Origin of the sequence: Nitratireductor sp. GCM10026969 (genome assembly GCF_042660605.1) — a bacterium.
Taxonomy (GTDB): Bacteria; Pseudomonadota; Alphaproteobacteria; order Rhizobiales; family Rhizobiaceae; genus Chelativorans.
In genome coordinates this window covers 1-23,304 of record NZ_JBHSUM010000063.1, presented here as the reverse complement: position 1 = coordinate 23,304, position 23,304 = coordinate 1, and the positions used below count along the sequence as shown (strand labels likewise).

The 23,304-nt window shown below is 64.5% G+C and carries 25 protein-coding genes; 17 read left to right on the top strand and 8 right to left on the bottom strand.

Features of this window, described 5'->3' with window-relative positions:
- On the top strand, positions 1-1,584 hold a 1,584-nt coding region (locus ACFP9U_RS14075; protein WP_378622321.1), incomplete at its 5' end, for a glycine cleavage T C-terminal barrel domain-containing protein.
- Positions 1,577-2,173: a sarcosine oxidase subunit gamma gene (locus ACFP9U_RS14070; protein WP_378622318.1), complete on the top strand. Its 597-nt coding sequence runs from the start codon at positions 1,577-1,579 to the stop codon at positions 2,171-2,173. The genes ACFP9U_RS14075 and ACFP9U_RS14070, both read left to right, overlap by 8 nt.
- A 258-nt stretch (positions 2,174-2,431) precedes the next feature.
- Here ACFP9U_RS14070 and ACFP9U_RS14065 read toward each other — a convergent pair whose 3' ends face one another.
- On the bottom strand, positions 2,432-3,049 hold the full coding sequence (locus ACFP9U_RS14065) for an EF-hand domain-containing protein (RefSeq protein WP_378622315.1): 618 nt from the start codon (positions 3,047-3,049) through the stop codon (positions 2,432-2,434).
- 168 nt (positions 3,050-3,217) lie between these two features.
- The gene (locus ACFP9U_RS14060; RefSeq protein WP_378622313.1) at positions 3,218-3,937 is read right to left on the bottom strand and encodes a nitroreductase; all 720 of its coding nucleotides are present in this window, start codon (positions 3,935-3,937) and stop codon (positions 3,218-3,220) included.
- Positions 3,938-4,105: 168 nt separating this feature from the next.
- Here ACFP9U_RS14060 and ACFP9U_RS14055 point away from each other — a divergent pair, with 168 nt between their 5' ends.
- The gene (locus tag ACFP9U_RS14055; RefSeq protein WP_378622311.1) at positions 4,106-5,305 is read left to right on the top strand and encodes a pyridoxal phosphate-dependent aminotransferase; all 1,200 of its coding nucleotides are present in this window, start codon (positions 4,106-4,108) and stop codon (positions 5,303-5,305) included.
- Positions 5,306-5,320: 15 nt separating this feature from the next.
- Here the strand turns inward: ACFP9U_RS14055 and ACFP9U_RS14050 are convergent, their stop codons facing one another.
- Complete coding sequence (locus ACFP9U_RS14050; RefSeq protein WP_378622309.1) at positions 5,321-5,647, bottom strand: hypothetical protein; 327 nt, start codon at positions 5,645-5,647, stop codon at positions 5,321-5,323.
- 194 nt (positions 5,648-5,841) lie between these two features.
- On the opposite strand from ACFP9U_RS14050, the gene otsB reads away from it, so the two are divergent.
- The 3 genes from otsB to otsA are packed head-to-tail and all read left to right on the top strand — an operon-like array spanning position 5,842 to position 9,798.
- Complete coding sequence (gene otsB / locus ACFP9U_RS14045) at positions 5,842-6,624, top strand: trehalose-phosphatase (RefSeq protein WP_378622307.1); 783 nt, start codon at positions 5,842-5,844, stop codon at positions 6,622-6,624.
- 10 nt (positions 6,625-6,634) lie between these two features.
- Positions 6,635-8,416, top strand: a complete 1,782-nt coding sequence (locus tag ACFP9U_RS14040) for a glycoside hydrolase family 15 protein (protein WP_378622305.1) — start codon at positions 6,635-6,637, stop codon at positions 8,414-8,416.
- Positions 8,413-9,798: an alpha,alpha-trehalose-phosphate synthase (UDP-forming) gene (otsA, locus tag ACFP9U_RS14035; protein ID WP_378622303.1), complete on the top strand. Its 1,386-nt coding sequence runs from the start codon at positions 8,413-8,415 to the stop codon at positions 9,796-9,798. Before ACFP9U_RS14040 ends, otsA begins: the two co-directional genes overlap by 4 nt.
- 41 nt (positions 9,799-9,839) lie before the next feature.
- On the opposite strand, the gene ACFP9U_RS14030 is transcribed toward otsA, so the two are convergent.
- On the bottom strand, positions 9,840-10,025 hold the full coding sequence (locus ACFP9U_RS14030) for a DUF3008 family protein (protein ID WP_322450114.1): 186 nt from the start codon (positions 10,023-10,025) through the stop codon (positions 9,840-9,842).
- Between the two features lie 125 nt (positions 10,026-10,150).
- Between ACFP9U_RS14030 and ACFP9U_RS14025 the strand changes: the two genes are divergently transcribed.
- Entirely contained in the window at positions 10,151-11,002 is an 852-nt protein-coding gene (locus tag ACFP9U_RS14025; RefSeq protein WP_378622301.1) for an SDR family oxidoreductase, read from the top strand.
- Positions 11,003-11,086: 84 nt separating this feature from the next.
- Here the strand turns inward: ACFP9U_RS14025 and ACFP9U_RS14020 are convergent, their stop codons facing one another.
- Complete coding sequence (locus ACFP9U_RS14020) at positions 11,087-13,189, bottom strand: molybdopterin-containing oxidoreductase family protein (protein WP_378622299.1); 2,103 nt, start codon at positions 13,187-13,189, stop codon at positions 11,087-11,089.
- Positions 13,190-13,309: 120 nt separating this feature from the next.
- On the opposite strand from ACFP9U_RS14020, the gene ACFP9U_RS14015 reads away from it, so the two are divergent.
- The 3 genes from ACFP9U_RS14015 to ACFP9U_RS14005 are packed head-to-tail and all read left to right on the top strand — an operon-like array spanning position 13,310 to position 15,342.
- Complete coding sequence (locus ACFP9U_RS14015; RefSeq protein WP_378622325.1) at positions 13,310-14,173, top strand: 23S rRNA (adenine(2030)-N(6))-methyltransferase RlmJ; 864 nt, start codon at positions 13,310-13,312, stop codon at positions 14,171-14,173.
- Positions 14,174-14,230: 57 nt separating this feature from the next.
- Positions 14,231-14,668: a hypothetical protein gene (locus ACFP9U_RS14010; RefSeq protein WP_378622297.1), complete on the top strand. Its 438-nt coding sequence runs from the start codon at positions 14,231-14,233 to the stop codon at positions 14,666-14,668.
- A complete protein-coding gene (locus tag ACFP9U_RS14005) occupies positions 14,650-15,342 on the top strand; it encodes a ribonuclease T2 family protein (RefSeq protein ID WP_378622294.1) in 693 nt (230 codons plus the stop codon). Before ACFP9U_RS14010 ends, ACFP9U_RS14005 begins: the two co-directional genes overlap by 19 nt.
- A 62-nt stretch (positions 15,343-15,404) precedes the next feature.
- On the opposite strand, the gene ACFP9U_RS14000 is transcribed toward ACFP9U_RS14005, so the two are convergent.
- On the bottom strand, positions 15,405-16,052 hold the full coding sequence (locus ACFP9U_RS14000) for an outer membrane protein (protein WP_378622292.1): 648 nt from the start codon (positions 16,050-16,052) through the stop codon (positions 15,405-15,407).
- A gap of 351 nt (positions 16,053-16,403) precedes the next feature.
- Between ACFP9U_RS14000 and ACFP9U_RS13995 the strand changes: the two genes are divergently transcribed.
- From ACFP9U_RS13995 to ACFP9U_RS13975, 5 genes are all read left to right on the top strand, one after another.
- Positions 16,404-17,168, top strand: a complete 765-nt coding sequence (locus ACFP9U_RS13995) for an SDR family oxidoreductase (protein ID WP_378622290.1) — start codon at positions 16,404-16,406, stop codon at positions 17,166-17,168.
- A complete protein-coding gene (gene uvrC, locus ACFP9U_RS13990) occupies positions 17,165-19,132 on the top strand; it encodes an excinuclease ABC subunit UvrC (protein WP_378622288.1) in 1,968 nt (655 codons plus the stop codon). The genes ACFP9U_RS13995 and uvrC overlap by 4 nt, the downstream gene beginning before the upstream one ends.
- Before the next feature lie 74 nt (positions 19,133-19,206).
- On the top strand, positions 19,207-19,815 hold the full coding sequence (pgsA, locus tag ACFP9U_RS13985; protein WP_322450105.1) for a CDP-diacylglycerol--glycerol-3-phosphate 3-phosphatidyltransferase: 609 nt from the start codon (positions 19,207-19,209) through the stop codon (positions 19,813-19,815).
- A gap of 6 nt (positions 19,816-19,821) precedes the next feature.
- Positions 19,822-20,073 carry a molybdopterin converting factor subunit 1 gene (gene moaD, locus ACFP9U_RS13980; protein WP_378622285.1) on the top strand — a complete coding sequence of 84 codons (252 nt, stop codon included), beginning with the start codon at positions 19,822-19,824 and terminating at the stop codon, positions 20,071-20,073.
- A gap of 1 nt (position 20,074) precedes the next feature.
- On the top strand, positions 20,075-20,539 hold the full coding sequence (locus tag ACFP9U_RS13975) for a molybdenum cofactor biosynthesis protein MoaE (RefSeq protein WP_378622283.1): 465 nt from the start codon (positions 20,075-20,077) through the stop codon (positions 20,537-20,539).
- 140 nt (positions 20,540-20,679) lie between these two features.
- Here ACFP9U_RS13975 and ndk read toward each other — a convergent pair whose 3' ends face one another.
- Together ndk and ACFP9U_RS13965 are read right to left on the bottom strand one after the other, a co-directional pair.
- Positions 20,680-21,102: a nucleoside-diphosphate kinase gene (gene ndk, locus ACFP9U_RS13970; RefSeq protein ID WP_378622280.1), complete on the bottom strand. Its 423-nt coding sequence runs from the start codon at positions 21,100-21,102 to the stop codon at positions 20,680-20,682.
- Positions 21,103-21,178: 76 nt separating this feature from the next.
- A complete protein-coding gene (locus ACFP9U_RS13965) occupies positions 21,179-21,871 on the bottom strand; it encodes a glutathione S-transferase family protein (RefSeq protein WP_378622277.1) in 693 nt (230 codons plus the stop codon).
- 136 nt (positions 21,872-22,007) lie between these two features.
- Between ACFP9U_RS13965 and ACFP9U_RS13960 the strand changes: the two genes are divergently transcribed.
- On the top strand, positions 22,008-22,520 hold the full coding sequence (locus ACFP9U_RS13960) for a DinB family protein (RefSeq protein WP_378622323.1): 513 nt from the start codon (positions 22,008-22,010) through the stop codon (positions 22,518-22,520).
- A 248-nt stretch (positions 22,521-22,768) separates the two neighbouring features.
- Positions 22,769-23,304, top strand: a 536-nt coding sequence (locus ACFP9U_RS13955; RefSeq protein ID WP_378622276.1) for a hypothetical protein, incomplete at its 3' end; no start/stop codon positions are given.

Genomic DNA, 23,304 nt, shown 5'->3' with positions numbered 1-23,304 from the left:
ACCGCCGAGGCGCTCGCCACCGGCCGCGATGCCGGCCTGAAGGCCGTCGGGAAAAGGCCCTCGCGCGCAAAGCCACCCGCCGTCAAGGCGCCCGCAATCGACCCGCATCCCGCCCCCGTCTTCGAGATCAGGGCGAAGGGCAAGGCCTTCGTCGACCTTCAGCACGACGTGACCGCCGAGGACGTGCGCCTTGCCCATCGCGAGGGGTTCGTCTCGGTCGAACATCTGAAGCGCTACACCACACTCGGCATGGCGACCGATCAGGGCAAGACCTCCAACGTGCCGGGGCTTGCCATCATGGCCGAGGCGCGCGGCCTGCCGATCGGCGAGGTCGGCACCACGCGCTTCCGCCCGCCCTTCTCGCCCGTCTCCATCGGCGCGCTGGCTGGCGAGAGGCACGGCCATTTCAAGCCCGACCGGCTCACCCCGATGCATGACTGGCATGTGGAGAACGGCGCGCGCATGATGGAAGCCGGGCTCTGGCACCGCCCGATGATCTACGGCGAGCCGGGGGAGACGGTCGAGCAGGCCTATGTGCGCGAGGCGGCCGCCCTCCGCCGCTCGGTCGGCATCGTCGATGTCTCCACCCTCGGCAAGATCGCGGTGAAGGGGCCGGACGCGGCCGAATTCCTCGACCGGGTCTACACGAACACGTTCTCCACCCTGCCGATTGGCAAGGCGCGCTATGGCCTCATGCTGCGCGAAGACGGCATCGCCTTCGACGACGGCACCACCTGGCGCCTGGGCGAGCATGATTTCCTGATGACCACCACCACGGCGAACGCCGGCCGGGTGATGCAGCATCTGGAATATTTCCTCGATATCGTCTGGCCGGACCTCAAGGTGCACCTCACCTCCGTGACCGACCAGTGGGCAGGCGCTGCGGTCGCCGGCCCCAATGCGCGAAAGGTGCTTGAGGGTTGTGTCACCGGCACAGCCGTCGACGACGAGGCACTGCCCTTCATGGGGATCGTCCACGGCGATATCGACGGCGCGCCGGTGATGATCTGCCGCCTCTCCTTTTCCGGCGAGCTCGCCTACGAGGTGTATTGTGGCGCCGGCCACGGTCGGCATGTATGGGAAGCGCTCTGGCAGGCGGGCGAGCCCTACGGCATTGTGCCCTATGGCATGGAAGCGCTCGGCACGCTGCGCATCGAGAAGGGCCATGTCACCGGCGCGGAGATCGATGGTCGCACGACCGCGCGCGATCTTTATCTCGACTGGGTTCTGTCGAAGAAGAAACCCTTCATCGGCTCGGCGCTGATGGATCGCGAAGGCCTTATCGACAAGAACCGCCTGCGCCTGGTCGGCCTCCTCTCGCTCGACGGCCAGCCGCTCGACGGCGGTGCACACATCGTCGAAAGCGGCGGCCTGGAGACGCCTGGAAGGAGCATTGGACACGTGACCGCCGCCTGCTATTCGCCGGCCCTGTCGAAATATATCGGGCTGGCGCTGGTCAAGGGCGGCAAGGCGCGGCACGGCAGCCGTGCCTTCGTTTCCGATCCGCTCAGGAAGCGCTTCGGCCCGGTCGAGATCGCCAGCCATCACTTCTTCGATCCGGAAGGGAGGCGCCTTCATGGTTGAGCGCGAATCCTCGCTCGGCCCCGCGTTGCGTCCGGGTCTTCACGGACGTTCGAATGGCGGATCGGGCGTCACCCTGAGCGAGGTCACGCCGACCTTCATGGCCGAGGCGACCGCCTGGCCGGGGGGCAGGGAGATCTTGGCGGCGGCGATCGGCGATGTGACCGGCCTTACGCTTTCGGCCTCTCCCAATGCCGGCGCACTCGGCGCCGGGGCGGCCGCCTTCTCGATCGGCCCGGAGCGCTTCCTCGTGACGGGCAGCGAAGGGCTTGCAGCAAGGCTCGCCGCGGCGGTGCCGCTTGAGACGGGCACGGTGACCGACCTCTCCCATGGACGCACGGTGATCCGGATCGCCGGACCGCGCGCGGAATGGGTGCTTTCTAAGCTCTTCGCCATCGACTTCTCGGCCGAGGCCTTCGCCGTCGCAGAGGGCCGCGCGACCATGCATCACGACACCACCGCACAGATCCAGCGTACGGGCGCGACACAGTTCGACATTTTCGTCTCCCGCTCCCTCGCCCGTTCCTTCTGGCGCATCCTGGGCGAGGCGTCGGCGGAGGTCGGCTACGAGGTTCTCAGCGGGGAAGAATGAGAAGAGGCCCGGCACCGCTGCCGGGCCTTCCTGCAGGTGGAAAACCGTGTGCGCCGGACCATGATGATCTGAAGCGAAGTCACCTTGCACTGACAATCCGCTCCGTGGTTCGACAGGCCTTACCATGGGGCTTCTGTATACGCCCCCGCTTCGAAACCGAAGCTTACGCGATGCTGCTCCGCCTTCGTCCTCATCCTGAGCCTGTCGAAGGACGAGGGCGAAGGCACGCTTGGCCGCCCCACCTGGAAGCAGCTTGCTCTATTCCCCGTCCGACGCTTCCTCCGGTGCCATCGGGTCGACCTCGTCTATGAATCTCGGCTGACCACGGTGGTGGTGCATCATGGAGTCTTGGCGGTCTCGGTCCCAACCGCGCATCGCGGCGCGGGGCCCGTGCTCGCCCATCCGGCGATGGTGCATGAAGCGCTTGCCCATGCCGCTGCGGCGCATCTCCTCCCGGCTGATCTGGCCGTCATTGTCGCGGTCGAGCAAGGCGAAGCGCTTGCCCTGGTAATCCTCGATTTCGGCGATGGTAACGGTGCCGTCGCCGTTGATGTCCAGGTGGCGCGCGGCCCGCTCGGCGCGGCGCTGGAAGTGGCGGTTCATCAGATAGGTCGCGATCTCCTCCTCCGTCAGTGCGCCGTCGCCGTCCGCGTCGGCTGCCCGCATCATCTCCAGCCTGCCGCCGCCGAACTCATCGGCGCCGATGCGGCCGTCACCGTCACGGTCGAGCCGGCTGAACATCCCGTGCGGGCCGCGCTCCGGGCGCTCCGTCCGCTCCGGTCCGGCGGAGGTCTCGGTTTCTACGTCCTGTGCCAGGGCCGCGGTACTGGCAGCGAGCGACAGGGCGACTGCGGAAACAAGTACCTTGCGAAGCATGCGTCATCTCCTCGTATCAAAGCACCGGGTGCCGGCGCTTCCTGAAAACGCATTCTTTATGCCGGTTTCAATGTTACGGGAGGCTGTCGCGCACATTAAACTTTGGTAAGGGTCGGCGGACCCGGCGCTCCCCGTAACCAGACGGTCGGTAGGCGCAAGAGGACCTGTCTAGCGCAGGAAGCTGACGAACTCTTCCAGCGGCGCGCGTTCGCTGCGCAGGCGGTTTTCCGGCTTCGCGGTGTCCTCGTAGCCGAGCGCCATCCCGCACACCACCACCTCCTCCTCCGGAATCCCGAGAATGGGCCGGATGAAGCGGTGATAGGGCGCGAAGGCCGCCTGCGGGCAGGTGTGCAGCCCCCTTGCCCGCGCGGCGATCATGATCGACTGCAGAAACATGCCGTAGTCCACCCAGGATCCCTTGTTCAGCCGGCGGTCGATGGTGAAGATCATCCCCACCGGTGCGTCGAAGAAGATGAAATTGCGGTCGTGCTGGGCACGCATCCGCTCCACTTCGCGCCGGCCGATGCCGAGGAGACTGTAAAGTGCATAGCCGATCGCCCGACGGCGCGACAGATAGGGCTCGAAGAACTTGTCCGGATAATATTTGTATTCGTCCCACTCGACCTTTTCCGCCCGGATGCCGGAGGAAAGAATAGCCTCGGAAAGACGCTCCTTCGCCTCGCCCGTCGTGACGTACACCTTCCAGGGCTGCATGTTCGTGCCCGACGGCGCGCGCGCGGCGACCCGCAGGATGTCGCCAATGGTGGCTTCGTCCACCGGATCGGGCAGAAAGGCGCGCACGGAACGGCGTGACGTGATGGCTTCGTCGACGACAGCAGTCCGATCCTGCTGGTCCGCCATCTTCTTTCTTTCGTTCGATGCCAGCATATCCGCCGCCGCTGTTTCTCCGCGCCCGTGCCTATAGCGGGCGCGACGGGGGTGCGGCAACCCGTCAAAGGCCGATCGCCGCTGAATGCCTGTCCTTCGTCTCTTGCTATCGCGTTCCACCGGTGATCGGTTATAGGCAGGAAAAGACCGTTTCAAGGACACGACCACATGCCCGCTCCATCCAGCCGCATCAAGGGAATCACGCCTTCCGGCAAGAACGGATGGGAGGTCCACATCGCCGCCATGACCCGAAGGCAAGCGGGCGAGGATATCCTGATGCTTTCCGTCGGCGATCACGATTTCGATACCCCCGCCGAAACGGTGGCCGCCTGCGTCGAGGCGGTGCGGTCCGGACACCATCATTATATCCAGCTTCCAGGACTGCCGCGCCTGCGCAGCGCCCTGGCTGAGCTCTCACAAGCCTGCACCGGCGTGGAGACCACGTCGGACGAGATCATCGTCACCCAGGGCGGCCAGGGCGCCCTCTTCGCCGCATGCCAGGCCCTGCTCGACCCGGGCGACCATGCCGTCGTGCTTGCGCCCTATTACGCCACCTATCCCGGAACGGTGCGTGCCGCCGGCGCCGCCTGCACGGAGGTGGCGACGCGCCCGCAAGACGGTTTCGAACCGCGCATGGATGCCATCGCCGCCGCCCTTCGCCCGGAAACAAAGCTGCTTTTGGTCAATTCGCCGAACAACCCGACCGGCGCCGTCTATTCGCGCGCCACGATGGAGGCGATCGCCGAATTGTGCCGCGAACGCGACCTGTGGCTCCTTTCGGACGAGGTCTACTGGACGATCCGTGCCGGCCGGCCACACGTCTCGCCACGCTCTCTGCCTGGCATGAAGGAGCGCACGCTGGTGGTCAATTCCCTGTCGAAGAGCCACGGCATGACAGGCTGGCGCGTCGGCTGGCTGACGGCGACCCCCGAGCTCGTCAGCCATCTCACCAACCTCAACCTGGTCTCCAGCTACGGGATGGTGGATTTCGTCTCTCGCGCCGCGATCGAAGCGGTGGAGAACGCCCGCGGCGTCGACGGGATCGCCGCCCTCTACGCTGCCCGGCGCACGGCCTTTCTCGAAGCGATCCGCGGGCTCGACGGCGTGGCCGTACGCGGCTCCGAGGGCGGCATGTACGTCATGCTCGACATCTCCGAAATCGATCCAGACAGCGAAGCCTTCGCCTGGGCCCTTCTGGAACGGGAACAGGTGGCCGTCATGCCCGGCACCAGCTTCGGCGCCGCAGCGGAAGGGCATGTGCGTATTTCCATGTGCCAGGATGAATCCGTGCTGCGCGAGGCTGCGGGCCGGATGTGCCGTTTCATTGCCGGCGGCGGGCGCGGCACGAGGCGACGCGCGGCCGAATAGGCGGGCCCGCCGCTGCTAGCGCCGCTGCCACCACCTGTCGTCGTGCCAGTCGGTGTCGGGCACGCAGGTGTAGCCGATCAGACACATCGCAGAGTCATTCGTCCCGACATGGGCGCGGCGCGTCACGTATCCCGGAAAGCAGAATTGCTGGCCGGCGACGTAGCGATCATAGGTATGGCGTCCCGTCGTCAGGACGACCGCGCCGTTCTCCTGCACCAGGCTTTGCGCCTGCTGGCAGCTCATGCTGCGGATATCGGGGCGTCCCTGCGCCTCAGCCGGTGCTGCAGCCGCCAGCACGGCGACAAGAAGACAGGCCACGACACCATGTCTGAATTCTTTCATGTGCAATTTCCCTTGCTCGACTTATTCCACCCTTGCGGGAACCGTGAAAGCGGCTTATGTCGCCGCTCGAACCCGGCCGTTCGCCAGAACACCGATACGTTGGTCCACGGCCTCCTTCACAACCGCCGGGCGGTAGCATAGCATAATCGCAGCCGCTCCCAAGGCTTCAGTGATTCCGCACCTTTCGCGTCAATATGGCTGACAGACCAGAACCCTTGCAGTCGTTCGACCATTCGGGCCTCAATCCCGGAAGCACAGCGATTTTCCTGGATTTCGACGGGACCCTGGCCGACATCGTCGAGCATCCCGACGCCGTTTCGGTTCCCCTGCCCACGCGCGAGGTGCTTGCGCGCCTGGAAAGAAGCACGCAGGGCGCGCTGGCCATCGTTACCGGCCGGCCGATCCAGGAAATCGACCGCTTTCTGGCGCCGCTCAGCCTGCCGGTCGCCGGCGTGCACGGGCTGGAGCGCCGGGGGGCGGGCGGTGAGATGAGCGCCAAAAGCGTCGATGCCGCCACTTTCGCCACGCTTGGCGACAAGCTCGGGGCCTTCACCGCGGCCCATCCCGGCACCATGGTCGAAACCAAGTCGGGCTCGCTGGCGCTGCACTACCGGCAGCGGCCGGATCTCGGCCCGGCATGTGCAGCGGCCGTGCACGAGGCGGTCGACGGCCTCCAGGGACTGCACATCCTGCACGGCAAGATGGTGATCGAGGTCAAGAGCGGCCAGGCCACCAAGGCCGATGCCGTGGCGGCATTCATGGACGAGGCTCCCTTCAAGGGGCGCGTGCCGCTGTTTGCCGGCGACGACGTCACAGACGAGGATGCTTTCCGCGAGGTGGCGCGCGCCAGCGGCATCTCCATCAAGATCGGCGCCGGCGATACCGCCGCCGTATATCGCAGCGAGGACACGGATGCCTTCCGTACGTGGCTCAGCCGCCTCGCCGACAGTTTTGAGACCCATTCATTGACAGCATAGGTATATTCCCGTGAGCACACTCAACCTCGGCGCGATCGGCAATTGCAGCTTCTCGGCGCTCATCGATCCCAAGGGCCGCATGATCTGGTGCTGCCTGCCACGCTTTGACGGCGATCCGGTTTTCAACGCGTTGCTGGTCGGCGAGGAGGATCCCGACGAGGGGCATTTCTCCATCGTTCTGGAAGACCTGGCCGAGACCGAACAGCACTACGAGCCGAACACGGCGGTCCTGGTCACGCGCCTGCACGGTGCTTCCGGCTCGCTGGAGATCGTCGACACCGCGCCGCGCTTCTTCTGGCGCGACCGCATTTTCCGGCCGCAGACGCTGGTTCGCCGCGTGCGGCCGATCGCTGGAACGCCGCGCATCTCCATCCGCATGCGCCCGACCTTCGCCTATGGGACCGTGCGTCCGCAGAAGACGCGCGGCTCCAATCATGTACGCTATGTCGGGCCGGACCTGACATTGCGGCTGTCGACCGATGCGCCAATCGACTACGTGCTCGACGAGACCTTCTTCAATCTGTCCTCCCCAATCGATATCATCGTCGGTCCCGACGAGACGCTGGACGGGAGCGTGGCCAACATCGCGCGCGATTTCGAGGAGCGTACCGCCAGCTACTGGCACAATTGGGTAAGCAGCCTGGCGCTCCCCTTCGAATGGCAGGAAGCGGTGATCCGTGCTGCCATCACGCTGAAACTGTGCACCTATGAGCCGACCGGCGCCATCATCGCCGCGATGACCACGAGTATCCCCGAGGCGCCCGACAGCGGCCGCAACTGGGACTACCGTTTCTGCTGGGTGCGCGATGCCTTCTTCGTCGTTCGCGCGCTCAACAGCCTCGGCACCGTCCAGACGATGGAGAACTATTTCCGTTACCTCATGGACCTGGTGGCCGATACCGACGGCGGGCATTTGCAGCCCGTGTTCGGGATCGGTCGGGAGCGGCAGCTCACCGAGACCATACTCGACAATTTCGCCGGCTACCGCGGCATGGGCCCCGTGCGCTGCGGCAATCAGGCCTTCGAGCACTACCAGCACGACGTCTACGGCAACGTCATCCTGGGCGCGGCGCAGATCTTCTTCGACCGCCGTATCCAGATGAAGCCGACCGTCACCGACTTCCGGCTGTTGGAAACCGCCGGCGAGCAGGCCTACGCGGTCTACAACACGCCCGACGCCGGCATGTGGGAACTCCGTTCACGCTCGCGCGTTCATACTTCTTCGAGCCTGATGTGCTGGGCAGCCTGTGACAGGCTTGCGCATATCGCCTCGCGACTTGGCGAGGCAGCGCGTGCGACCCAGTGGAGAGAGCGGGCCGACGAAATCAAGGCGTGCATTCTCGCCGAGGCCTGGTCGGAGAAGCGGAAAGCCTTCGTGGAGAGCTTCGGCGGCGAGACATTGGATGCGAGCGTGCTCCTGATGACTGAAGTCGGCTTCATCGATCCGCGCGATCCACGCTTCGTCAGCACGGTCGACCAGCTCGAAAAGGCGCTCGCGACAGGCCCCTACATGCTGCGTTACGAGGCGGCGGACGACTTCGGAAAGCCGGAGGTCTCCTTCAACATCTGCGCCTTCTGGCGTCTCGACGCGCTCGCCCGCATCGGCCGTCATGACGAGGCGCGCGAGATTTTCGAAGCGCTCTTGAAGACTCGCAATCCGCTTGGCATGCTGTCGGAGGACACACATCCCGTGACCGGAGAGATGTGGGGCAATTACCCGCAGACCTACTCGATGGTCGGTATTATCAACGGCGCCAGGCGTCTGTCCAAACCATGGGAGACCGTCGTGTGAAGCGTCTCGTTGTCGTCTCAAACCGCGTCGCCGACCTCAGATCCGCCCAGGCGGGCGGTCTGGCGGTTGGGCTCGCGGACTCGCTGCGCCAACGCGGCGGAGTGTGGATGGGATGGGACGGCCAGACGCTGAAATACGAGGAAGAACCCGAACCCCGCCTGCGCAAGGTAGGCACCGTCACCCAGGCGACGATCCCGCTCACCGAGCAGGACTACTCCGAATATTATCTGGGCTTTTCAAACAGCGTTCTATGGCCGCTGTTTCATTACCGGCTCGACCTGGTGGAATACAAAACCACCTTTCTCGACGGCTACCGGCGGGTCAACGCGAAGTTCGCCAATGCTCTGATGTCGGTGCTCAAGCCCGACGACGTCATCTGGATCCACGATTACCACCTGCTGCCGCTCGCCTCGGAACTTCGCCAGCGCGGCTGCAAGCAGCGCATCGGCTTCTTCCTGCACATCCCCTTCCCGCCCCCGGAAATCCTCGCCGCCGTCCCGCGCCATCGCTGGCTGGTGGAAAGCCTGCTCGAGTTCGATGTCATCGGCTTCCAGACCAACACGGATCTCGGCAATCTTCAGCACTATGTGGAAGATCACCTGGGATGCCGGCTCGAGCCCGACGGCAAGATCGCCATCGGCGAGCGCGAGGTGATCGCCGGCTGTTTCCCCATCGGCATCGACGTCGATTCCTTCGTGGAGATGGCCGAGAAGCCGAGTGACGAGGTGCAGATCGAGACCCAGCGGCGCGAGATCCTCGGCCGCCAGCAGATCATCGGCGTCGACCGGCTGGACTACACCAAGGGCCTGCCGGACCGTCTGCGCGCCTTCGCGCGCCTGCTCGAGCTCTATCCCGAGATGCGCAAATCCGTCGCGCTGATGCAGATCGCCACGCCCACCCGCGAGGAGGTGGAGGCTTATGTGGAGATCCGCAAGGAGCTGGAAGCGCTGTCAGGCGCCATCAACGGCCGCTTCGCCGATTTCAACTGGACACCGGTGCGCTACATTCACGGCACCGTGCCGCGCGACGCGCTGGCCGCCCTCTTCCGTGCCAGCCAGGTGGGGTTCGTCACGCCGCTGCGCGACGGCATGAACCTCGTCGCCAAGGAATATGTCGCCGCCCAGTCGATGGAAAATCCCGGTGTCCTGGTGCTTTCGAAATTTGCCGGTGCCGCCGAGGAGATGCACGAGGCGCTGATCGTCAATCCCTATGACGTCGACGACATGGCGCGCAATCTTTGCCGGGCGCTCACGATGCCGCTCGAGGAAAGACAGGAGCGCCAGCGCGCCCTCATGCAGCGTATCCGCGAGCATGACGCTGCCTACTGGCTCAACTCCTTCATGGCTGCTCTGGAGAACGGCGAGACCAATCGAGTCGCCTGAGGGACGACGTTTCCAAACCTTCAAGGCAATGGCCGGCAGGCTCAGTCGTCCTTCTTGCGCGGCAGGTCCTTGCGCTTGGTCTCTGCCAGGTCTTCCAGCTCGTCCTTGCTCATGGACTTTTCCATATCGCGCGAGGCGCCCTTGAGCTTGGATTTCGGCATTTCACCGCGCTTGGCCGCAAGTGCCGCGCCGGCCGCCTTTTGCTGCTGCTTGGATTTCGCGGGCATTTCCGCCTCCTTGTATTCTACCTGCAGCATAAATCCGAGCGATGCATCGAAAGTTCCCATTGCCGCCGGAACACCATGTGCCCGCACCGTGTTTGTTGCACGACAACAGCGCACGAGGCACGACCATGACAGCAGACAAGCTCCCGGAACAGCATCAGGAACATCAGCCCGGCAAGGAGCACGCCATGCATCCGAGCCCGGACTACACCCCGCGCTATGGCGGCTCCGACCGGCTGAAGGACAAGGTGGCGGTGATCACGGGCGGCGATTCCGGTATCGGCCGTGCTACGGCGGTCCTGTTTGCCCGGGAAGGCGCCAAGGTTGCTTTCCTCTACAAGGACGAGGAGCAGGATGCCGCCGAAACCGAGAGGCTCGTCGAGGCGGAAGGCGGCGAGGTTTTCTCCGAGGCCGGCGATATCGGCGACCGAAAGACAGCCGAAGCCTTCATCGAGACCGTCATCGAACGCTTCGGCAGGATCGACGTGCTCGTCAACAATGCCGCCGAGCAGCACTACCAGGAAGAGCTGACGGACATCTCCGACGAGCAGCTTCACCGCACCTACCAGACCAACATCTTCGGCATGTTCAACATCACCCGCGCCGCCCTTCCGCACATGAAAAGCGGCGCCTCGATCATCTGCACCACCTCAGTCACTGCTTACAAGGGTCAGGAAGTGCTGATGGATTATGCCTCGACCAAGGGCGCCATTCTGGCCTTCGTGCGCGCGCTTTCGGGCAACCTCGCGCCCAAGGGCATCCGCGTCAACGGTGTCGCGCCGGGCCCCATCTGGACCCCTCTGATCCCGGCCTCCTTCCCGGCCGAATCCGTAGCCAACTTCGGCCAGAACGTGCCCCTCGGCCGCCCCGGCCAGCCGAACGAGGTGGCCCCGTCCATGCTCTTCCTGGCCTGCGAGGACTCTTCCTACATGACCGGGCAGATCCTGCACCCGAACGGCGGAACGCTGGTCGGCGGTTAGCCGGACACCCTATAGCGGGATGCGACCAGCATCCCGCCACTTACCTGATCGAGGGGTTCCCGTCCCGGCCGCTCGGCAAGAGCACTAAAGGGGCCTCACCCACACCTTCATGTCATGGAAGGCCGCTCCGCCGTGCGGCGCGATCGCATCGGCACCGGTCAGCACATTGATCCCCTCGCCGCGCTCGTGAGCGTCGTTCGGCCAGATTCCCTCCGCAATGACGACCCCGCGGCACACGCCGTTGAAGAGTTTGGCGTGCAGGACCACCTCTCCACGGTGGTTGCCGATCTCCACGCGGTCGCCTTCGGCAATGCCGAGCTCTTCCGCATCTTCCGGATGCAGCATCAGCTCCGGCCGGCGCTCGCGTTTGCGGGAACCCGGTGTCTCGGTGAAGCTCGAATTCAGGAAGCTGCGTGCCGGCGACGTTGCCAGGCGGAAGGGGTGTTCAGAATCCGCAGCCTCGATAAAATCAACGTGATCGGGGAATTCCGGCAGGCGCTCGTGCGGCCCCTGGATGCCGATCGACTCCGGCGGGCGCGTGGACCCGGGGGTGTCGATCCAATCGGGCCGGAAGCGGAACTTGCCATCGGGATGGGCGAAACCCTTCAGAAAGTGCGCCGTCTCGAAATCGGGCTGCACATCGGCCCAGCGATCCTGGCGGAAGCTCTCGAAAGTCCCCAGGCCGCGCCGGCCGATCATCCAGTCGAGATGCTCGCGCGCCGACCATCCGAAACCCGGCAGGTGCGCCACGCCGAGGCGCTTCGCCAGTTCCTCGATGACAAAGATGTTCTCCCGCGCCTCGCCCGGTGCATCGACGAGCTTCGGCCCGAGCAGGATGTGCTGATGGCCACCGCCGCGATAGATGTCGTCATGCTCCAGGAACATGGTGGCCGGCAGGACGACATCGGCGAGCTTTGCCGTCTCGGTCATGAACTGCTCGTGTACGCAAACGAAGAGATCGTCGCGCTGGAAGCCCTTCTTCACCAGCCGCTGCTCCGGCGCCACATTGGCCGGATTGGTGTTCTGGATCAACATGGCAGTCACGGGCGGGCCGCCGTGAAGCGCGGCAGCATCACCGGTCAGGACGCGGCCGATTTGCGACTGATCGAGCGAACGGATGGATGGGTCAGCGAAGGCCTTGCCCTCGACCAGCGTCTTGTCGAGGCCGAAAATAGCGGAATTGGAATGGAAGGCGCCACCGCCCTCGTACTTCCACGCGCCGGTAACGGCGGCGATGGAAAGAGCGGCATGCATGTTCACCGCGCCGTTGCGGTTGCGCGTGAAGCCGTAGCCGAGACGGAAATAAGTGCGCTTCGTCGCGCCCACCAGCCGGGCGAAGCGCTCGATCTCGGCCGCCGGTACGCCGGTGACGGTTTCGGCCCATTCGGGCGTGCGGCCCTGGAGATGCGCCGCAAGCCCCTTCGGGTCATCGGTGTAGTTCTCCAGGTAGTCCCAGTCCGCATAATTTTCGCGGAAAAGCACGTGCATCACCGCACAGGCGAGCGCACCGTCCGTGCCGGGGCGGACAACAAGGGCGAGATCGGCCTGTTTCATCGTCGCGTTCTCGTAGACGTCGACGACGACGATCTTCGCCCCGCGCTCCTTGCGTGCGCGGACCGCATGGGTCATCACATTGACTTGGGTCGCGACAGCGTTGGTTCCCCAGATGACGACGCAATCGGCCTTGGCCATCTCGCGCGGGTCCGGCCCGCGCAACGCGCCCGTGCCCATCACGTAGCCCGCCCAGGCCGGATTGGTGCAGATCGTGTCGAACTGGTAGGAATAGCGCTTGGCATGGCGCAGCCGATGGATCGAATCGCGCTGTACGAGCCCCATCGTGCCGGCGTACAGATACGGCCAAACAGTCTCGCTGCCGTGTTTTTCCTCCGCCTTGACGAATGCCTCGGCCACACGGTCGAGGGCTGCTTCCCAGCTCGCCTCGCGCCATACGCCCTCTCCCTTGGCGCCGGCGCGGACCAGCGGCTTGAGCAGCCGGTCGGGATGGTGGATGCGCTCGGCATAGCGCGCCACCTTGGCGCAGATGACGCCGGCGGTGTAGCTGTTATCCTTGGCGCCGTGGACGCGGCCGATCCGGCCGTCAGCGATCTCGACGTCGAGAGCGCAGGTGGAGGGGCAGTCGTGCGGGCAGGCCGAGTGCCCGATCTGAAGATTTGCGTGCGTGTTCATGGCGGGAGGCTAGTCTCTCAAAATCAGGTTTTTAAAGCCTTCAGGCAAAATATCGATGCACTATCCATTAATAAAGCTACGCATGTCGAGCATGTCATCCGAAGCTTCGGGACGCAACCCATGAACTACCGTCACGCCTTCCACGCCGGGAATTTTGCCGACGTCGTCAAGCACACGGTGCTTGTGCGCATCATCGACTATCTCAAGCGCAAGGAAAAGGCTTTCCGCGTGATCGACACGCATGCGGGTACCGGGCTTTACGACCTGTCCCGCGAAGAGGCACAGCGCACCGGCGAGTGGCGCGACGGCATCGCGCGCCTGGTGACAACGAAGATCGAGGGTGAGGCGGCGAGTCTTTTCAGACCGTTGCTCGATTCTGTTCTTGCGGTGAATCAGGGCAATGAGGTGACGCGCTACCCCGGCTCGCCCCTGCTGGTGCGTCACCTGTTGCGCCGGCAGGACCGGCTGACGGCGATCGAACTGCATCCGCAGGATGTGGCAGCCCTGAAGACTCTTTTCGCCGGCGACCATCAGGTGCGGGTGATCGAACTCGACGGGTGGCTGGCGCTCGGCGCACATGTGCCGCCGAAAGAAAAGCGCGGCCTGGTGCTGGTCGACCCGCCGTTCGAGAAATCGGGCGAGTTCGAGCGTCTGGTCGACGGGCTCAAAAGAGCCTATCGGCGCTGGCCGGGCGGGATCTATGCGCTCTGGTATCCCATCAAGGACAGGGCAGCGGTGGCGGCGTTCCGGCAAGCGCTGAAGGAAAGTGGCGTGCCGGACATTCTCGACATCAGCCTCGAAATCAGGCCGCCGTCGCCGGAGCCGCGACTCGACGGGACCGGCATGCTCGTCGTCAATCCACCCTACGTTCTGGGCCGCGAACTCGAAATTCTACTGCCGGTCCTTGCGCGAACGCTGGGGGAACGCGGCGCCAGCCGCTTCTCGCTCACACAGTTGACAGGGGAAGCGCCGGTGTCGCCTTGACCAAAGGGCGTAGGTGGCGGAAACTGCCCGCCAATTTCAAGCCTTCGGAGATTCGCAATGGCGCGCATATCGGGCTTCGCAGTGGCACTTGCAACCTCACTCGCCACCGTGGCGCCGCAACTTCCCGCGCAGGCGGCCGACACGGTCGCCGTCTATGCCCAGGAAGATTCCATCTGCGGACACGGAAGCGTGCAGTCAGCCGTCAGGAATGGTTTCCACTATCAGGTCAGGCATGTGCCGCACCTGCCGGATGTCGGAATTGTCGACCTCTACAACGCCCGGCTGACACGCTACGAGCCGGCCACCTTCAACAACCCGATCGAGCGGCGCTACTGCGCGGCAACGGTGCGGCTGACCGACGGCCAGGACCGGCCGGTCTGGTACCTGATCGAGTACGGTCAGGGATTCGCCGGCCTGGGGGACAATGTGGAGTTCTGCGTGCTCGGCTTCGACCGCTGGAACGTCTACAACGCCGAATGCAGCGTCCTGCGCTAGCCCGAAGACTCCTGCGCCGGGCAGCCGCGGCTCTCCTCTCGGCCGGGTTGCTGCAAACGACATTCCCTGCCTTCTCCGGCGAAAGGGGTGCCGAAGCCGGTCGCTTTGACTTCTATGTCCTGTCCCTTTCCTGGTCGCCCAGCTACTGCGCGGTGGAAGGGACCGATGCGAACCGGCGTCAGTGCGAGGGCCCTCGGCCCTACGCCTTCATCGTTCACGGGCTGTGGCCGCAATATGAGCACGGCTATCCCGAATTCTGCCCCGGCGCGGGACCGGACCGCGTGCCCGACCGGCTGGTCGATGCCTATCTCGATATCATGCCGTCACCTGGGCTGATCGGCCATCAGTGGCGCAAGCACGGTTCCTGCTCCGGCCTTTCACAGGCCGATTACCTCGCGCTTGCCCGCGCGGCGCGGGAGCGGATTGTCATGCCTGAGGAATTTTCACGGCTGGATGAGCCGCAAATGGTCTCGCCGCGGATTCTGGAAGAGCGCTTCATCGCCGCCAACGAGGGGCTTTCCCTGGATGGCATCGCGGTTACCTGCGGCCGGCGTTATCTGCGCGAGGTGCGGATCTGCCTGACGAGGGATTTGCAGTTCCGCGCCTGCCCGCAGGTCGACCACAACGCCTGCCGGCTGGACAGGACGCTGATGCCGCCCGTTCGGGGCGAATAGCGTTTACGCAAAAGAAAAGCCGGGCACGAGGCCCGGCTTTAAGAAGGTTGGGGCAAGCAGGCTTAGAACTGCATACCGAAACCGAGCATGACCCTGTTGCTGGTCGTATCGACGTCACCGCCGTTGAAGTCCGCGTTGAGATCGGTATAGCGGTACTCGACGCGCGCGAAGGACTGCTGGGTCAGCTTCATGTCCACGCCGGCGCCGGCCGTCCAGCCGAGTGCGGTTTCCGACTCCGAGACCCCGGGGGCCGAAAGCTCAAGCCGGCTCGCCGCGCCACCGCCGGTTGCGTAGAGCAGCATGTTGTCGGTAGCGGCATAGCCGAGACGGGCGCGCAGCGACCCTTCGAGACCATGCTCCACATCGATCCCCAGCTCATCGCCTTCCATGCCGTTGTAGCCGATGTCGCCCTCGACACCGTACACGAACCGGTCGGACTGACCTTGCCAGCCGGCGAAGACGTCGCCGACGAAACCATCAGTCTCGATGTCGACCGGCAGGCCGTCCGCAGACACCTCGCCCGAGAAGCCGTAACCGAGCGAAACACCGGCATAGGGACCGGCCCAGGTGGCGACCGGCGCGACTTCCATCGGGGCGGCCGGCGGTGCCGGCGGCTGCATGACCGCATCGGCGGCCTTGGCGGGGATCGCCGCAGCTGCGAAGATGGCTGCAGCAGCCGCGCCGAGCATCAAAGTCTTGTTGGCATTCATGTGTGAACTCCTTGTCACATCAGCAATTCTAGAGAGGCGCTCTGCCGAACCCGGCAAAAAAACACCCGTGGCGCCCCAACCGCTGGCCTTCAACGATTGTAGAGGCTGCGCGGTTCCGCCATGCCCACGGAGAGAATGGGCAAAAATGGCCGCATCATGGCTACAGGTTGAAATCGGACGGAGTTCGCTTCCACGAGAATCATAACTGTTGCCGAAACGACACAAATTTAATCACCTTCGCCGGCAATCGAGAGCCCTTGGACACGCCCTTCGCACGTCAGGAGGCCCCCCGGGCACTCTATGAATATGGTGGCGAAGCCATATATTAAAGCAACGAAAAGTGGGTGAAGAATGCGGCAAGCGGGCAAGAACGCCCTTATCACGGGTGGGGCGAAAAGGATCGGCGCGGCCATTGCGCGCGATCTCGCGGCACACGGCTTTGCGGTGGCGATCCATTGCGGCACCTCGCGCGCGGAGGCGGACGAGCTGGCGAGGACGATCGAGGCCGGCGGCGGCCGGGCGCATGTGCTGCAGGCCGACCTCACCGATACGGGCGCGACTGAGAAACTCCTGGACGAGGCGACCGGCGTACTCGGTCCGATCGGGCTTCTGGTCAACAACGCCTCCGTCTTCGAGGAGGATTCGGTGACGGACTTCAGCGACGCGGTCTGGGACCGGCATTTCGCCATTCATCTGAAGGCGCCGGCGACCCTCGCGCGCGCCTTCGCCAAGGCGCTGCCGGAGGCGGAGACGGGCCTGATCGTCAACATGATCGATCAGCGGGTCTGGCGACCGACGCCGCGCTTCTTCAGCTACACCCTTTCGAAGTCAGCCCTGTGGACGGCGACCCGCACCATGGCGCAGGCGCTCGCTCCGCGCATCCGCGTCAACGCCATCGGGCCCGGCCCGACACTCCCGAACGCCCGCCAGGGCGAGGCGGATTTCAAGCGGCAGACCAAAGCGCTGATCCTGCAGCACGGCCCGGAATTGCCGGAATTCGGCGCCACGATACGCTACCTCTGGGACACGCCTTCCATCACGGGGCAGATGATCGCGCTCGATGGCGGGCAGCATCTCGCCTGGCAGACGCCGGACATCGCCGGAGTGGCCGAATGAGTGCATCGAAGCTTTCCCCGGAAGCGGACCTGCTGCCCGGCGCGGCGGTCGAATGGGACAGCGCCGGCAAGGAAAGCGCGGCCGTCGGCGCGGAAGCAATCCAGGCGGTCGTCAAGCGCCTGCCCAATGCGCCGGGCGTCTACCGCATGATGAACACGGCAGGCGACGTTCTCTATGTCGGAAAGGCGCGCAGCCTGAAGAAACGCGTCGCCAACTACGCCCAGGGGCGCGGCCATTCCAACCGCATCGCGCGCATGATCCGCGATACGGCGTCGATGGAGTTCGTCGTCACGCGTACGGAAACCGAGGCGCTGCTGCTCGAAGCCAATCTCATCAAGCGCCTGCGCCCGCGCTTCAACGTGCTCCTGCGCGACGACAAGTCGTTTCCCTATATCCTCATGACCGGCGACCACCCGGCCCCCGGCATCTTCAAGCACCGCGGCGCGCGCTCCAGAAAAGGCGACTATTTCGGCCCCTTCGCCTCGGCCGGCGCGGTGGGGCGGACGATCAACTCGCTGCAGCGGGCCTTTCTCATCCGCACCTGCACGGATTCGGTCTTCGAAAGCCGCACCCGACCTTGCCTCCTCTACCAGATCAAGCGCTGCTCCGGCCCGTGCACGGGCGAGATCAGTGCCGAGGAGTATGCAGGCCTGGTCGCGGAGGCCAAGGACTTCCTCTCCGGCCGCTCCAGCAAGGTGAAGGCGGAGATCGCCCAGGCCATGCAGCAAGCCTCCGAGGCGCTCGATTTCGAGCGCGCGGCGATCTATCGCGACCGGCTGTCGGCGCTGAGCCACGTGCAGGCCCACCAGGGCATCAACCCGCAGGGGATCGAGGAAGCCGACGTCTTCGCCATCCATCAGGAAGGCGGGCAGAACTGCATCCAGGTCTTCTTCTTCCGCACAGGGCAGAACTGGGGCAACCGCGCCTATTTCCCCAAGGCCGACCCGGCGCTCGGCCCCGGCGAGGTGCTCGGCTCCTTCCTCGCCCAGTTCTACGACGACAAACCCTGCCCGCGCGCGGTGCTTCTATCACACGAGGTGGAAGATCAGGCGCTCCTGGCGGAGGCTCTCACGGCACGGGCGAGCCGCAAGGTCACCGTTTCCGTGCCACAGCGCGGGGAGAAGAAGGATCTGGCCGACCACGCTCTGCAGAACGCGCGCGAGGCGCTGGGGCGCAGGCTTGCCGAGACCTCCTCCCAGGCCAGGCTGCTCGAAGCCTTTGCCGAGACCTTCGGGCTCGAGGCCGCCCCCCGGCGCATCGAGGTCTACGACAACTCGCACATCATGGGCACCAACGCGGTGGGCGCCATGATCGTGGCAGGCCTGGAAGGATTCGCCAAGAACCACTACCGCAAGTTCAACATCCGCTCGACGGAGATTTCCCCTGGCGACGATTTCGGCATGATGCGCGAGGTGATGGAGCGAAGGTTCTCCCGGCTCATCAAGGAGAAAGGCCTGCCCGACAGCGGCCTCGACGGCCGGGAAGGAGAGGAAAGCGACGCCTTCCCCGCCTGGCCCGACGTCATCCTGATCGACGGTGGCCAGGGACAGCTTGCAGCCGTCCGGCAGATCCTCGACGACCTCGGCATCGCCGAGGCAGTTACCGCCATCGGCATCGCCAAGGGACCGGATCGGGATGCCGGGCGCGAGCGCTTCTTCATGGCGGGCCGGCAGTCCTTCTCGCTTCCCGTGCGCGATCCGGTGCTTTATTTCGTGCAGCGGCTGCGCGACGAGGCGCACCGCTTTGCCATCGGCTCGCACCGGGCGCGACGCAAGAAGGAGATGGTCAGGAACCCGCTCGACGAGGTTCCCGGCATCGGGCCGGGCCGCAAACGCGCGCTTTTGCACCATTTCGGCACCGCAAAGGCGGTGAGCCGGGCGGGCGTCGAGGACCTGATGGAGGTCTCCGGCATCTCCGAATCCATCGCCCGGCAGATCTATGACCACTTCCACGAGGGCGGATAGACCTTTACCGGCCCGCAAAGCGCCCATATGTCAGCGGGTAACCGCGCGCACAGGCGACTGATTGAAAGGCTACCATGAGCCAGCGATCCATGCAGCAGCAACACGCTTTCAACCTGCCCAATCTGCTCACCTATGCGCGCATAATGGCGGTGCCGCTGATCGTGCTGTGCTTCTTTCTGGAAGGCAGGCTGCAGTCGAGCGACTTCGCGCGCTGGTCGGCGCTCGGCATCTTCCTGGCCGCCAGCATCACCGACTATTTCGACGGTTATCTCGCCCGCACCTGGCAGCAGACCTCGAACATCGGCAAGATGCTGGATCCGATTGCCGACAAGCTCCTGGTGGCGACCTGTCTCCTGCTTCTGGCCGCCGATACGGACCGCACCATCGCCGGCTGGACCCTGTGGGCGGCGATCATCATCCTGTGCCGTGAGATCCTCGTCTCGGGCCTGCGCGAATATCTGGCGGCGCTGAAGGTGAGTGTGCCCGTCACCCAGCTCGCCAAGTGGAAGACGACGATCCAGATGCTGGCGATCGGCTTCCTGCTCGCCGGTCCGGCGGGCGACAAGATCGTTCCCTATGTCACCGAAGCGGGAATCGCGCTTTTGTGGTTCTCGGCCCTGGTGACGCTTTACACCGGCTACGACTATTTTCGTGCCGGGCTGAAACACATCGTGGAGGAGTAGGGCCCCGTGAAACTCATCTATTTCGCATGGGTGCGCGAGCGGATCGGCCGGGAGGAAGAGGAAATCCGCCTTCCCGGCGACGTCGTCACCGTGGCCGATCTGCTCACGTGGCTCAAGGCGCGTGGCGACGGCTATACCGCCGCGCTGGCGCATCCGGAAGTCATCCGCGTCGCCATCGATCAGGAGCATGTCGACCATGGAGCGAAACTGCCCGCCGACGGCGAGGTGGCGCTGTTTCCGCCGATGACCGGAGGCTGAAATGGCCTGCCAGCCGATTGTGCGCGTCCAGCCCGGGGATTTCGACGTCGCCGCCGAGATCGAACGGCTGACGGCGGGGCGGCATGACGTCGGCGCCGTCGTTACCTTTTCCGGGCGCTGTCGCGACGAAGGGGGGCGGCTGGCCGCCCTGGAGCTCGAACACTATCCCGGCATGGCGGAGGCGGAGATCGTCCGCATCGCTCGGCAGGCGGCAGAGGATTGGCCGCTCACCGGCCTTTCCGTCATCCATCGCTTCGGCAAGATCATGCCGGGCGACAACATCGTTCTCGTCGTGGCTGCCTCGTCGCACCGCAAGGCCGCACTCGAGGCCGCGGACTTTCTCATGGACTATCTGAAGTCGCGCGCTCCCTTCTGGAAGAAGGAGCATCCAGCCGACGGCGACGAAGGCCGATGGGTGGAGGCAAAGGCGGCGGATGAAGAGGCGCTGGGGCGCTGGGGGAAGTAACACGGCCGCCTTCCCGTCATCCCGGCTGAACGGGATGACGTCGCTGTAGCGTCAGCTTGTAAAAACACCCCGCAGGCTCATTTCCCACGGGGTGTTCTCAATTCTATCAAGCGGTTACAGTCGAATGTTGCGAGGTCGATTCAGCCGACGACCTCGATATCCGAGAACCAGTAGCGGATCTCCTCGGCCGCCGTCTCGGACGCATCCGAGCCGTGGACGGAGTTCTCGCCGATCGACTTGGCGTAGAGCTTGCGGATGGTGCCCTCGGCGGCATCGGCCGGGTTCGTGGCGCCCATGATCTCGCGGTTCTTGGCGATCGCGTTCTCCCCCTCAAGAACCTGGACCACGGTCGGGCCGGAGGACATGAACTCGCACAGCTCGTCGAAGAAGGGACGCTCCTTGTGGACGGCATAGAAGCCCTCGGCCTGACGGCGGCTCATCCACACGCGCTTGGAGGCGACCACCCGCAGGCCTGCATCCTCGAACATCTTGGTGATGGCGCCGGTGAGATTGCGTGCCGTCGCGTCCGGCTTGATCATGGAGAAGGTGCGTTCGATCGCCATTTCGGATCCTTGCATTTGGTGGAAGGGTTTCGGGATGGCGGGTCTATAGCGGTCGGAAGGCCGCGTGTGAAGGGGCTCAGGCGGCGGCCGGCACGCGACGGGCGAGCCCGTCATGAAGATCGAGACAGCGGCCGAACCACTCCGCCACCGGATCATCGGGCGCAAGGAAGGGAAATGGCGAGGCCACCCGGGCCCATTGCAGGGCGCCGCCGACGATGTAGTCGGCGAAAAGCGGACCCTCACCGCCGATGAAGGGCTGATGCCGAAAGAGGGTGCGCAGCGGCGCGAGCGCGGCGCGGAAATCCTTGAGCCGCGTTTCACGGTCCGCCGGCACGTCCTCCAGCGGCTTGCCGAAGCGGGCTTCGCGGCTTTCGCGGAAATAGGCCTGGTCTTCCGGCCCCAGCAGGCCATGGATGTCCACCAGTGCCGCCTCGCCGATGAAGGTGTGCAGGGTCAGTTGTGACCAGCGCTCGACGAAGCGAGCCATGGCCTTGCCGCCCTCCCCGCCGAAGAGCGTCGGCCGGTCGGGATAAGCCTCTTCCAGATAGAGCGCGATGGCGAAGGAACCGCGGATCAGCCGCTCGCCGTCCCGAATGAGCGGCACGGTCTTCGTAACGCCGTTCTCGATGCCGGCGATCTCGGTAAAGCGGGTCGGCCTGCCCTCGAAGGAAAGCCCCGTATGGGCAAGCGCCAGGGCAATTTTCCAGCAATGGGGGCTGAACGGGCGGCGTTCATCGCTGCCTACCAGTTCGTAAAGAAGTATGCCCATGCGCGATCTCCCTGCACCGTCACTGCCTACCGCCTCGCTGTGAAGAATTCCAATTGTTTCTTTGCGATGCAAAGATGCAGAATCTTGATCGGTGATACAGATGGGAAACGCGCACGTGACGACAGCGGGGGATATCATGAAGCGGCATTTCGAAATGATGGCCGCCTACAACCGGTGGGCCAACGGCATTCTGTATGATGCGGCTGCCGGGCTCGAACCGGGGGAATACACACGCGACGTGGGCGCTTTCTTCCGCTCGATGATGGGCACACTCAACCACATCCTGGTCGCCGACCGCATCTGGATGCAACGCTTCACCGGCGAGGGGAATGCGCCGGCCAGCCTCGATGCCATCGTCCATTCCGCGCTGCCTGCGCTGCGGCTTGCCCGCGAGGCCGAGGACGCGCGCATCATCGAATGGATTGCCGGGCTTGATGAAGAAGACCTGCAGGGACGCTTCACCTACGTGACAGTGGTAAACCCCCGCACGGTCTCGCAGCGGCTTGCGCCGGCGCTGACGCATCTCTTCAACCACCAGACGCATCACCGCGGACAGGCGCATATGATCCTCTCCGTGCTCGGCGCCGAGCCGCCTGCTCTCGACCTCATTTACTTCCACCGCACGCCGGCGGGCCGCGAATTCGCATAGACGGCAAGTATGTACGCCATGGATATCAACGACCTTATCGTCATCCTGTTTATTTCCACTGAAATATTTTCCCGTTGTTCTCACACACGACAGCCGCCAGACCCCATCTATAAGTTAAAGTTTTAAGAAAATTAAAATTCTGCATATTTATCTTTTGAAACCATTTCATTACTTTCCTGAATTACGTTCACAACCTTCCGTTTAATTTCGAATATCATTGCACCTGCCTGAACAACAGGAGTGATGTCATGTCTAATCTAAAACGTGCATTTCTTGCGACTGCGGCAAGTGCGACCCTCGCGCTGGGATTCGCAACCTCTGCGTTAGCCTTTGACGTCAGCGTGGGCGGCGTAAGCGCATCCATAGGCGGGCGCTCGAGCGGCGGTCTCGGCGTGGATGTAAACGCCTCGCTGGGCGGCATCAACGCCAACAGCAGCACAACGGTTGGCGGCGGGAGCCTGGCAACGTCGAACACCAACGCCTCGGTCGGCGGCAGCAGCGGCATCAATGCCAGCAACAGCACCACGGTCGGCGGCAGCGGGAGCCTGGCAACGTCGAACACCAACGCCTCGGTCGGCGGCAGCAGCGGCATCAATGCCAGCAACAGCACCACGGTCGGCGGCGGCGGGAGCCTGGCAACGTCGAACACCAACGCCTCGGTCGGCGGCAGCAGCGGCATCAATGCCAGCAACAGCACCACGGTCGGCGGCAGCGGGAGCCTGGCAACGTCGAACACCAACGCCTCGGTCGGCGGCAGCAGCGGCATCAATGCCAGCAACAGCAC

Coding starts and splice junctions, on each gene's coding strand:
- ACFP9U_RS13965 (WP_378622277.1), bottom strand. CDS start 21,871: ATGGGCATACTTCTTTACGAACTGGTAGGCAGCGATGAACGCCGCCCG.
- ACFP9U_RS13960 (WP_378622323.1), top strand. CDS start 22,008: ATGAAGCGGCATTTCGAAATGATGGCCGCCTACAACCGGTGGGCCAAC.
- ACFP9U_RS14000 (WP_378622292.1), bottom strand. CDS start 16,052: ATGAATGCCAACAAGACTTTGATGCTCGGCGCGGCTGCTGCAGCCATC.
- otsB (WP_378622307.1), top strand. CDS start 5,842: ATGGCTGACAGACCAGAACCCTTGCAGTCGTTCGACCATTCGGGCCTC.
- ACFP9U_RS13995 (WP_378622290.1), top strand. CDS start 16,404: ATGCGGCAAGCGGGCAAGAACGCCCTTATCACGGGTGGGGCGAAAAGG.
- ACFP9U_RS14030 (WP_322450114.1), bottom strand. CDS start 10,025: ATGCCCGCGAAATCCAAGCAGCAGCAAAAGGCGGCCGGCGCGGCACTT.
- ACFP9U_RS14005 (WP_378622294.1), top strand. CDS start 14,650: ATGCAGCGTCCTGCGCTAGCCCGAAGACTCCTGCGCCGGGCAGCCGCG.
- ACFP9U_RS14065 (WP_378622315.1), bottom strand. CDS start 3,049: ATGCTTCGCAAGGTACTTGTTTCCGCAGTCGCCCTGTCGCTCGCTGCC.
- pgsA (WP_322450105.1), top strand. CDS start 19,207: ATGAGCCAGCGATCCATGCAGCAGCAACACGCTTTCAACCTGCCCAAT.
- ACFP9U_RS14070 (WP_378622318.1), top strand. CDS start 1,577: ATGGTTGAGCGCGAATCCTCGCTCGGCCCCGCGTTGCGTCCGGGTCTT.
- ACFP9U_RS14055 (WP_378622311.1), top strand. CDS start 4,106: ATGCCCGCTCCATCCAGCCGCATCAAGGGAATCACGCCTTCCGGCAAG.
- ACFP9U_RS14015 (WP_378622325.1), top strand. CDS start 13,310: ATGAACTACCGTCACGCCTTCCACGCCGGGAATTTTGCCGACGTCGTC.
- ndk (WP_378622280.1), bottom strand. CDS start 21,102: ATGGCGATCGAACGCACCTTCTCCATGATCAAGCCGGACGCGACGGCA.
- ACFP9U_RS14010 (WP_378622297.1), top strand. CDS start 14,231: ATGGCGCGCATATCGGGCTTCGCAGTGGCACTTGCAACCTCACTCGCC.
- uvrC (WP_378622288.1), top strand. CDS start 17,165: ATGAGTGCATCGAAGCTTTCCCCGGAAGCGGACCTGCTGCCCGGCGCG.
- ACFP9U_RS14050 (WP_378622309.1), bottom strand. CDS start 5,647: ATGAAAGAATTCAGACATGGTGTCGTGGCCTGTCTTCTTGTCGCCGTG.
- ACFP9U_RS13975 (WP_378622283.1), top strand. CDS start 20,075: ATGGCCTGCCAGCCGATTGTGCGCGTCCAGCCCGGGGATTTCGACGTC.
- ACFP9U_RS14020 (WP_378622299.1), bottom strand. CDS start 13,189: ATGAACACGCACGCAAATCTTCAGATCGGGCACTCGGCCTGCCCGCAC.
- ACFP9U_RS14025 (WP_378622301.1), top strand. CDS start 10,151: ATGACAGCAGACAAGCTCCCGGAACAGCATCAGGAACATCAGCCCGGC.
- ACFP9U_RS14060 (WP_378622313.1), bottom strand. CDS start 3,937: ATGCTGGCATCGAACGAAAGAAAGAAGATGGCGGACCAGCAGGATCGG.